The sequence below is a fragment of the Microcystis sp. M53602_WE12 genome, from assembly GCF_030065455.1.
Taxonomy (GTDB): Bacteria; Cyanobacteriota; Cyanobacteriia; order Cyanobacteriales; family Microcystaceae; genus Microcystis; species Microcystis aeruginosa.
The window spans coordinates 1-1,417 of record NZ_JASJFB010000115.1; the positions used below are offsets into that span (position 1 = coordinate 1).

1 protein-coding gene is annotated in these 1,417 nt (G+C 41.6%); it reads right to left on the reverse strand.

Features of this window, described 5'->3' with window-relative positions; all coding sequences use genetic code 11:
* Window positions 1-220: 220 nt before the first annotated feature.
* Complete coding sequence (locus PX482_RS04595) at window positions 221-892, reverse strand: hypothetical protein (protein WP_002762999.1); 672 nt, start codon at window positions 890-892, stop codon at window positions 221-223.
* Between the last annotated feature and the right edge of the window lie 525 nt (window positions 893-1,417).

The following is a 1,417-nucleotide window of genomic DNA, read 5'->3' on the forward strand; positions in this document are numbered from 1 at the left end:
ATCCCTTACTCTAGAGATTAATGACACTATCTGTTAAAATCAGGTTAGCGATCACTATACAGCCAACTCTACGGAATCGCTCTACTCCAGATACAGTCAGCGGTACAGCCATTTTCAAGTGAAAAATGTACCCAGTAGTCTCTTTTCAATTTTTTCTTAGAAGCGACCTGCAGTAAGGGTTTTGTTAATTTTTTAGTATTTATGTATGGGGGAAGTCCAGTTATTCAGAAAGGATATCTTTAATGGCAAGCCAAATGCGTTTGAGCTTTTGCAGCAAACCCACTGGATTACCAGTAGATTCCACTTCTACCGAATCAACTAATTGTTGAATCCTATCCATACGCTCTGCTAAAGCATAAAGGTTATTCACCGCCTCATCCTTGCTTGCCAACGATTCACGCAGTAGAACAACCATTTCAGCAATTTCCTGCTTTAGACGCTCATTTTCAATTTTACGGCGAGTTTCCCAACCCTTGATGCCAGCCTTTGAGCGTCTTTCTCGTTTAAGCAGCTCTTGGGCTTCATTATACAGAGTCAGATATTGCGTCCGCTGGGCATCTGCTTCTTGATATTTGGCTATTAATTCAACAGTTTTTGCCTTCTCTTCGTTATAAAGACAAAGAGTTTGCTGATATCTTTGCTGCTCACTAAGATAGAGTTGATTATTCTGCGTTGCACGCTGCTCCCATTCATCAACTGCAAGCTGTGAAGTCTGAAGCTGTTGCTGCAATTGAGCTTTTTCCTGCTGCAACAAAAACTTATCACCTCTAGCATTATCTCGCTGCTGTTTCAGTTCAAGATAAGAGGGTGGCTCTGGCTGCCGAGAGCGAGGATTGTTGCGCTCATTATCACTATTAGAATCTCGGCGATCCGCCCTTCGCATCCCTGGCATAATTCAACCTCCGAAGCAGATATCCCTATAACTTGAGTCTTCCCAAATCAACGGAACGAGATAGCATTCGACAAGCTAAACCTCCTAATGAATCAATCAGTATCGATCACACTAAAAAATAACTTGACGGACACTATCACTACTAAGAGTTAAAGCGACCTAACGACTTAATCAAGAGGCAATCGCCACTCTCAACTTAAATCTAAAATATCATATTTGTCCGCTCCGATGATTTGCCATAACCCGATTACTTCTTAATTCTTAACTGTAGCGAGCATCAATAATCTTGGCGAACTGAACAACGAAGTCAGCTATTTTTAATTGCGTAATCCTTGCTCAAATAGCGACTATTGAGACTTAAACAAAAACTGAGGTAACAATAGTTAGGGTCTGCTGAAAAAGTTTTTCCTGGGGGTAGGAGTCAGTAGCCGGTCGTCAGGAGCCGGTCGTTTTAGGCTTTGTTGCCCTTGTTTTTTGTACCAAGCGATGTACTACAAGAAGGATAATGCAAGGTTTTTGAACGTC